Below are 8,864 nucleotides of genomic sequence, written 5' to 3'. Positions count from 1 at the left end.
TCTATCTGCAACCTCAAAGCTGTACTTTGAGCAGCTTACGGCTAGTTTACTCTTTGATTTTCATTGAGTATGAAACTAAATTTCAAACACATAGTCCTTTTATTATACTGCAAGAAGATATAGTTTTCAATTATAGTTTTTCTCTAACTAGCTATAGTCTATTTTTATATCCTAATGTAGAGAAAACAGCCCTAGGGACTGTTTTTCATTAATAATGCATAAGAACCTTGTAATCGTAGTCCCCGATTTTTTCACGGCCGTTCAATTCATCCAATTCAACAAGGAAGGCACAACCTGCTACAATACCACCAAGTTTTTCAATCATCTCGATAGTTGCCTTAACAGTTCCACCTGTTGCCAAGAGGTCATCTACAATAAGAACGCGTTGACCTGGTTTGATTGCATCCGCATGCATAGTCAAGGTATCAACACCGTACTCTTTTTCATAGTCAGCAGAAATGACTTCACGTGGCAATTTACCTGGTTTACGAACAGGTGCAAAACCAATTCCCAACTCAAAGGCAACTGGACAGCCCACAATAAATCCACGAGCCTCAGGCCCTACAACCATGTCAATTTTCTTGTCAGTAGCATACTGAACAATTTCACGAACAGCGTAGCTATAAGCATTTCCATCAGCCATCAAAGGACTAATATCACGGAAGGTGATACCTTCTTTTGGATAATTTTCAATTGTTGCAATGTAATCTTTTAAATTCATATTTTTCTTTCTTTCAAAGTTTTTACTCTCTATTATAGCATATTTTCCAGTAAAGAAGAAAGGGAAAACAATATTTCATTTGCTAGTCACCCTATAAGTCAAATAAGACGACCATTTTTATTCAAGGCACGTCACAAGATAGATACATAATATGACTTCCCTAGCAAAAAGGAGAGAAGCATTTTGTTTCTCTCCCTAGACTAACTGATATCTCTCCACTACAATCGATAAAGAGATATCTTTTCTTGTAGTGCTTTGAATTTTATTTATTTTAATAGACTGTTTTTTCAGTTTCTACATCGAAGAAGTGTGCTTTGTTCAAGTCAAATCCAAGTTCAACTGTTGCACCTGTTTGCAAGTAATCACGAGCATCAACTTTAGCAACAAATTCGTCTTTACCAACTTGGCAGTATAGGTGAGATTCTGAACCAAGCAGTTCTGATACAGAGATAGTCGCTTTTACAACACAGTCTGGGAATGTTTCAAGGAAAGCAGGTTCTGCATTCACATCTTCTGGACGGATACCGAAAATCAACTCTTTACCTTCGTAGCCTTTTTCGCGAAGAACTTTCAATGCTCCTTCTGGAACTTTCAAACGGAAACCATCAGAAATAATTTCGCTACCAACTAATTTCACATTGATGAAGTTCATTGCTGGGCTTCCGATGAATCCTGCAACGAATTTGTTAACTGGGTTTTTGTAAACTTCTTGAGGAGTACCGATTTGCTCAACACGTCCGATAGTACCTGTACCAGCAGGGTTCTTAGTTGCTGACATGATAACGATACGGTCTGCAAGTGTCATCGCTTCTGTTTGGTCGTGAGTTACGTAGATAGTTGTAGCTCCGATACGACGGTGGATTTTCGCAATTTCAGCACGCATTGATACACGAAGTTTAGCATCCAAGTTTGACAAAGGTTCGTCCATCAAGAATACTTTTGCATCACGGACGATGGCACGACCCATGGCAACACGTTGACGTTGACCACCTGAAAGGTCAGCTGGTTTACGTTCCAAAAATTCTTTCAATCCAAGAATTTCAGCTGCTTCTTGCACACGTTTGTCGATGTCTTCTTTGCTGTATTTACGCAATTTCAAACCGAAAGCCATGTTGTCATAAACAGTCATGTGTGGGTAAAGAGCGTAGTTTTGGAATACCATGGCGATGTCGCGGTCTTTTGGAGCTACATCGTTGACAACCACGCCATCGATAGATGCAGTACCTTCTGTGATGTCTTCAAGACCAGCAATCATACGAAGGGTTGTTGATTTACCACATCCTGAAGGACCTACGAAAACGATAAATTCTTTATCTTTGATATTCAAGTTGAAATCTTCAACTGAATAGTGTTCGCTGTTTGGATATTTTTTGTAAATATTTTTAAGATTCAATTCTACCATGAGGTGAACTCCTTTTGTTTTTGATAATTATATTATAGATGAAAACGTTTTACATTTCTATGGCAAGGTGACCAAAAAAACAAAAAAATTCTGTGCAACTTGCACAAAACTTTAGAGAATATCGGAGAATTTGAAGAAGATAATCTTTATTATTCTTCTATACAAAAGCAGAAACAAGGATCAGCTTTCCCATATTTTCGCTGATTCTCCACTACATTTGACTGGATTCTAATTTTTTAGAGAAATACAAAAGAGCTAGCCTAAGCTAACTCTTATCCTATGCGGAGAGAGGGACTTGAACCCTCACGACCTAAAGCGGTCACAGGATCCTTAGTCCTGCGCGTCTGCCAATTCCGCCATCCCCGCGTCGATTACTTTACTAGTATATCAACTTTTGGGATGCTTGTCAACACTTTTTTTCAATTTTTTTCATTTCATCAACCAAATTACTCTAAAATTTCATTTAGATTTTCATCTACTAACTTAGCTCCAAGTGTATTTTTGAAATGACCTAGGGCAAATTGATGATTTTCAGGCCAGATGGAAGCAACAGCTGGTTGAACAATCTCGATGTCATAACCTAGATTATAGGCATCAATAGCTGTATGCAGGACACAGATATCCGTCAAGACACCTGTTAAGATAACTGTAGAAATGCGACGCTCTCTCAAACGAATATCTAGGTCAGTCCCTGAAAAAGCTGAGTAATGGCGTTTATCCATCCAAAAGACACGACTGTCTGAACCATGCTCTTGATAAAAGATCCCCAAGTCTCCGTATAAATTGCGTCCACTAGTCCCAATCAGATTATGAGGAGGAAATAGTTTACTTTCTGGATGAAAACAATCGTTTTCTTCATGAGCATCAATAGTAAAGAAGATATAATCTCCCCGTTCAAAAGCTAATCGAGTCACCTTGCTAATGGCATCCGAAATAGCCTGAGCTGGAGCCCCTGCTGTCAATTTACCACTATCAGCAACAAAATCTTCTGTATAATCAATCGAAATTAAAGCTTTAGTCATTAGTAATCTCTTTTCTTCACTTCTTCAAAAATATCTGAAATCAAGACCTTAAGGTAGGTTCCCTTCATTCCAAGTGAGCGACTTTCAATAATTCCCGCAGATTCAAGTTTACGAAGGGCATTGACAATCACAGAGCGGGTAATTCCGATACGGTCTGCAATCACTGATGCAGTCAACTGCCCTTCATTTCCATTTAATTCCCCTAAAATTGCTGAAACAGCACGGAGTTCGGAGTAAGAAAGGGTATTAACCGCCATGGTGACAGCAGTACGGCGACGGATATTTTTCTCATCTTCTTCACGCTGGAAGTTAAGAAGCTGAATCCCAACAACGGTACTGGCAATCTCAACAAGAATCAAGTCCTCATCTTCGAATTTTTTATCATTGCGCCAAATAATCAAAGAACCAAGGCGAATCCCCGATACATGAATCGGTGCAATAGTCGTCAAGCCATCTGGAAAATCTTCTCTACTCTCAACAGGGAAAATACTCATATCATGCTCAACAGGCAAATTTGCTTCTGTTTCGTAAATCATATTAGCCCCTTGAACGTAGTCATCTGGGAAAATCTTAGTTTGGAAGAATTGCTCTACGCGATCTGTATTTGTTTTATAACGCATAAAATAGCCAAGCAGACGTCCCTTACTATTGATAATGCAGGCATTGCAATGAATAATATCCGCTAACTGACGCGTAATAGCGTTGTAAGGAAGCTCATCCTGAAACTGCTCCTCTGAGCGCTTCAAAATTGATGTAATCTTTCTTGTTTTTTCTAATAAATGTGCCATTTTTCACCTCGAATTTAATCGCTATCATTATAACATAAACAGATTGAATTTTCAATTATTATCTGAAAATTGCTTATTTAATTGCAATTTAGACTAGCTGAAATATTTTAGAAAATTATGTTTTCTTATTGACAACCTAATTTATATTTGATATTATATCATTATAAGAAGGTGGGTTGATAATACCTTTCCATTTCACCTATCCTTTGCTATCACCATCTTCTTTCACCCTTGGTCTCCTTATATAAAAAAGCGATTCATTTTGAACCGCTTTTTCTTATTTATCTCCCTTGTTACGAATAACAAAGCCTGTTTGCTTTTCACTTGAAGTATTGCGTGGTTTTTTATTATCCTTACGGTAACGTCTGTCTTTATCAAAACGATCATTGCCACGACTTCCTTTTTTGAAATCATCCCGACGACCATTACCACGGCGATCACGGTCTCGACGATCACGGTCTCGACGGTCATCTCCACGACGACCTCCCTTAGCTTTACCACCGAAGCCATTACCTGATGGTTTAAATGGCAGTGGTTTTTCACGCGCAATCTCCACTTCTGGAAGGCTATCCGGATCTTGAACAGTCAGACTCAAGATATACATTGCCAATTCTTCTGGAGTAAATTCGGCAGCTAGCTTACGAGCATCCTTACCAAATTTCTCAAAGTTAGCACGGATAGTCTCATCTGCAAAATCACGTTCGATTTTCTTGAGAGCTACCTGTTTTTTAGCTTGGAAGGCTTCTTCTGCACTTGCAGGTTTGAGACCTTTCATGCGTTTCTTGGTCAAGTTTTCAATGATTTGGAGGTAGCCCATTTCATTTGGTGATACGAAAGTAATAGACTGACCTGACTTACCAGCACGACCTGTACGACCGATACGGTGAACATAACTTTCAGGATCTTGTGGAATATCGTAGTTGTAGACATGGGTCACACCTGAAATATCCAAACCACGCGCTGCAACGTCTGTCGCAACCAGAACATCAAGATTGCCATTTTTAAAGTCACGAAGGACACGAAGACGTTTGTTTTGGTCTAGGTCTCCATGAATTCCTTCTGCACGGAAGCCACGGATTTTCAAACCACGAGTCAATTCATCTACACGGCGTTTTGTACGACCAAATACGATAGCAAGCTCAGGTTGCTCCACATCCATGAGACGAGTCATGGTGTCAAATTTTTCTTGTTCTTTAACTCGGATATAGTATTGGTCAACCAATTCTGTTGTCAATTCCTTAGCAGCAATCTTGACATGCTCAGGTTCTTTCATAAACTGAACACCGATACGTTTGATAGCATCTGGCATAGTTGCTGAGAAGAGTAGAGTTTGACGGTTTTCAGGGACACGGGAGATGATAGCTTCAATGTCTTCAAGGAAGCCCATGTTGAGCATTTCATCCGCTTCGTCAAGGATAAGAGTTTCAATATCTTGTAATTTCAAGGCCTTGCGTTTAATCAAGTCCAAAAGGCGACCTGGAGTTCCCACCACGATATGGGCACCAGATTTAAGAGCCTTAATTTGTTTTTCGATGCTTGATCCACCATATACTGAGCGAACCTTGACTCCCTTACTACGACCAAAGCGGAAGAGTTCCTCTTGACTTTGGACAGCTAGTTCACGAGTTGGAGCGATGACCAAGGCTTGGATAGTCCCTTCTTCTGTACGGATTTTTTCAAGGGTAGGCAAGCCAAAGGCTGCAGTTTTTCCTGTACCAGTCTGAGCTTGACCGATAACGTCCTTGCCTTCAAGGGCCAAGGGAATGGTTTGTTCTTGGATCGGACTGGCTTCTACAAAACCAGCTTTTTCAATCTCTGCTAGCAAATCAGCAGACAAGTTTAATTCATTAAATTTCACGTTATTCTTCTTTCTAAAGGTGGTGCGAAGCCACCCTATAGGGCTTAGTTTATACTTTTCTTTTTATGACGTATTTTCATATACTGGATACAAAATCGTGTTGCTTCTTTTCCACAAAAGAAAAGTACTGTTTTCTTTGCAACCTATCTAGTATAACACAAGAGAGAAGCAAAAGATAGCCCCATTTCTACAGAAAATCATGTAAGCGGTTTTTAGCTTTCCTTTTTGATGGAACGACCTAGATAATAAGACAAAGCCAAGGCGATACTATATAAAATGATAAAAACGAACAAGGTTTGTGTGTAAGAATGAGCCATTTTATAAGTCTCTGCTAATAAAATAGGTCCTGCTAAACCAGCCATTGCCCAAGCTGTTAAAATATAACCATGCAGAGCAGCCAATTCCTTGGTTCCAAAAATATCACTGAGATAAGCTGGAATCAAAGAAAAACCAGCTCCATAGCAAGTCATCAAAATAGACATAGCGACTACAAATAAAACGGAATCTGTAAAGAGCCAAAGTGAGAGAGAAAAGAAAAGATTGACAAGCAGTAATATACTAAAGGTTAGAGGGCGACCGATATAGTCAGACAAACTCGCCCAAAGCAAGCGACCAAATCCATTGAAAATCCCTAAAACGCCCACCATTACTGCTGCATGACTTGTAGACAAGCCAGCCATTTCCTGTGCCATTGGCGATGCCGCTGAAATTAAGCCTAAACCACAAGCTATGTTGATAAAGAAAATAATCCAAAGTATATAAAACCGATTGCTTTTCAGAGCCTGATTTGCAGCCATTCCTTGCGTCAAAGAGGCTATTTTTTCTTTCCCTGAAGCAGATAAAATTGCAAGCTCTTGCTCATTTGGACGCTTAATGAATTGTGAAGCTAGGAGCATGATAATAAAGTAACTTGCACCTAAAATATAAAAAGTTTCTACAAGCCCTACCCCCGCGATGAGATGTTGCGCTATAGGACTAGTCAATAAAGAAGCAAAACCAAACCCCATAATCGCTAAACCTGTTGCGAGACCACGTTTATCAGGAAACCATTTTATAATTGTTGACACAGGGGTAATATAGCCTGCTCCCAAACCAAGCCCACCTAAAATGCCATAAGCGAGATACAGCAACCACAGCTCCTGACGGTCTATTGCAAATCCTGTTAAGATATTTCCACCTGCGTATAGAAAAGCAGATAGACTCCCCATGACTCTCGGACCAAATTTTTCTACCAAACGCCCCATAAATGCAGCCGATAAGCCCAAACAAAAGATTGCTAGACTAAAGGCAAAGGCAACAGAAGCCTGATCCCATCCCGTTTTTTCAATAATAGGGTTGCGATAAACACTCCAAGCATAAGTAGAACCCAGCATTAAGTGTAAAATGACCCCAGCAAAGGCAATAATATAACGATTCGATTTCATAAAACCTCCTATTTTCGAACATTTATTCTATCTTATATAAAAATAGATAGGATTTTAGTTTATCAAGCTTGTCAAAAAATTACTAGTTTTTTGTCTGGAAAGCGTTTTTATCTTTTTCTGTCTTTTCCGTAGCAGAATTGTGCAAAAGTTTTTTTCTTGTGCTAGAATGAAATGCGAATAGGAGGAACTCTAAATGTTAACTTATGATTTAATCGTTATCGGATTTGGTAAAGCTGGTAAAACACTAGCTGGTAAATTGGCTTCAGCTGGCAAAAAAGTTGCCCTCATTGAACGTAGCAAAGCTATGTACGGTGGAACTTGTATTAACATCGGTTGTATCCCAACTAAGACTTTGCTAGTTGCTGCTGAGAAGGACTTATCTTTTGAAGAAGTCATTGCTACTAAAAACACGATCACTGGTCGCCTCAATAGTAAAAACTATGCGACTGTTGCTGGTACAGGCGTGGATATCTTTGATGCGGAAGCTCACTTCCTTTCCAATAAAGTCATCGAAATCCAAGCTGGTGATGAAAAGAAAGAACTGACTGCTGAAACAATCGTCATCAACACTGGTGCTGTTTCAAACGTCTTGCCAATCCCTGGACTTGCTACAAGCAAAAACGTCTTTGACTCAACAGGTATCCAAAACTTGGACAAATTGCCTGAGAAACTTGGAGTCCTTGGTGGTGGAAATATCGGTCTTGAATTTGCTGGTCTTTACAACAAACTTGGAAGCAAGGTTACAGTCCTAGATGCCTTGGATATTTTCCTACCTCGTGCAGAACCTTCCATCGCAGCTCTTGCTAAACAATACATGGAAGAAGATGGCATTGAATTGCTTCAAAATATCCATACTACTGAAATCAAAAACGACGGTGACCAAGTGCTTGTCGTAACTGAAAACGAAACTTACCGTTTCGACGCCCTTCTCTACGCAACTGGACGCAAACCAAATGTAGAACCACTTCAACTTGAAAATACAGATATTGAACTAACTGAACGTGGCGCTATTAAAGTAGACAAACATTGTCAAACAAACGTTCCTGGTGTCTTTGCAGTTGGAGATGTCAACGGTGGTCTTCAATTTACTTACATTTCACTGGATGACTTCCGTGTTGTTTACAGCTACCTTGCTGGAGATGGCAGCTACACACTTGAAGACCGTCTCAATGTACCAAACACCATGTTTATCACACCTGCACTTTCACAAGTTGGTTTGACTGAAAGCCAAGCAGCAGATTTGAAACTTCCATACGCTGTTAAGGAAATTCCTGTTGCAGCCATGCCTCGTGGTCACGTAAATGGAAACCTTCGCGGAGCTTTCAAAGCTGTTGTTAATACTGAAACCAAAGAAATTCTTGGAGCAAGCATCTTCTCAGAAGGTTCTCAAGAAATCATCAACATCATCACTGTTGCTATGGACAACAAGATTCCTTACACTTACTTCACAAAACAAATCTTCACTCACCCAACCTTGGCTGAGAACTTGAATGACTTGTTTGCGATTTAAGTTGAGATCACATCTTAACTGACAGCCCTCTGAGGGCTGTTTTCATTTCTGCGAAATCTCATACTCTTCGAAAATCAAATTCAAACCACGTCAGCTTCACCTTGCCGTACTCAAGTACAGCCTGCGGCTAGCTTCCTAG

General features: G+C 39.8%; 8 protein-coding genes and 1 tRNA gene. 2 read left to right on the top strand and 7 right to left on the bottom strand.

Going from position 1 to position 8,864, the window contains the following annotated elements; genetic code table 11:
* A partial coding sequence (locus HT703_RS11500; protein WP_023933927.1) for a hypothetical protein occupies positions 1 to 212 on the top strand: 212 nt, incomplete at its 5' end.
* Here HT703_RS11500 and HT703_RS10960 read toward each other — a convergent pair.
* The 7 genes from HT703_RS10960 to HT703_RS10930 all read right to left on the bottom strand — a co-directional run bounded on the left by HT703_RS10960 (position 209) and on the right by HT703_RS10930 (position 7,215).
* Entirely contained in the window at positions 209 to 721 is a 513-nt protein-coding gene (locus tag HT703_RS10960) for an adenine phosphoribosyltransferase (protein WP_023933925.1), read from the bottom strand. The genes HT703_RS11500 and HT703_RS10960 overlap by 4 nt on opposite strands.
* Before the next feature lie 271 nt (positions 722 to 992).
* The gene (gene ugpC, locus HT703_RS10955) at positions 993 to 2,123 is read right to left on the bottom strand and encodes a sn-glycerol-3-phosphate ABC transporter ATP-binding protein UgpC (protein ID WP_000229957.1); all 1,131 of its coding nucleotides are present in this window, start codon (positions 2,121 to 2,123) and stop codon (positions 993 to 995) included.
* Positions 2,124 to 2,403: 280 nt separating this feature from the next.
* Positions 2,404 to 2,489, bottom strand: a tRNA-Leu gene (locus HT703_RS10950).
* Between the two features lie 80 nt (positions 2,490 to 2,569).
* Positions 2,570 to 3,145, bottom strand: coding sequence for an isochorismatase family cysteine hydrolase (locus HT703_RS10945; protein WP_000158719.1), 576 nt, complete (start codon positions 3,143 to 3,145; stop codon positions 2,570 to 2,572).
* Positions 3,145 to 3,933: a GTP-sensing pleiotropic transcriptional regulator CodY gene (codY, locus tag HT703_RS10940; protein WP_000940723.1), complete on the bottom strand. Its 789-nt coding sequence runs from the start codon at positions 3,931 to 3,933 to the stop codon at positions 3,145 to 3,147. Before codY ends, HT703_RS10945 begins: the two co-directional genes overlap by 1 nt.
* Positions 3,934 to 4,210: 277 nt before the next feature.
* Positions 4,211 to 5,791, bottom strand: coding sequence for a DEAD/DEAH box helicase (locus HT703_RS10935; RefSeq protein ID WP_054392597.1), 1,581 nt, complete (start codon positions 5,789 to 5,791; stop codon positions 4,211 to 4,213).
* A gap of 212 nt (positions 5,792 to 6,003) precedes the next feature.
* Positions 6,004 to 7,215: an OFA family MFS transporter gene (locus HT703_RS10930; RefSeq protein ID WP_054392598.1), complete on the bottom strand. Its 1,212-nt coding sequence runs from the start codon at positions 7,213 to 7,215 to the stop codon at positions 6,004 to 6,006.
* A gap of 193 nt (positions 7,216 to 7,408) precedes the next feature.
* Between HT703_RS10930 and HT703_RS10925 the strand changes: the two genes are divergently transcribed.
* A complete protein-coding gene (locus tag HT703_RS10925; protein ID WP_054392600.1) occupies positions 7,409 to 8,725 on the top strand; it encodes an FAD-containing oxidoreductase in 1,317 nt (438 codons plus the stop codon).
* Positions 8,726 to 8,864 lie beyond the last annotated feature (139 nt).

Origin of the sequence: Streptococcus sp. 3874, from assembly GCF_013276425.1 — a bacterium.
Classification (GTDB): Bacteria; Bacillota; Bacilli; order Lactobacillales; family Streptococcaceae; genus Streptococcus; species Streptococcus pseudopneumoniae.
Note: the sequence above shows the minus strand (reverse complement) of the source record. Positions and strands in the feature narration are given on the sequence as shown.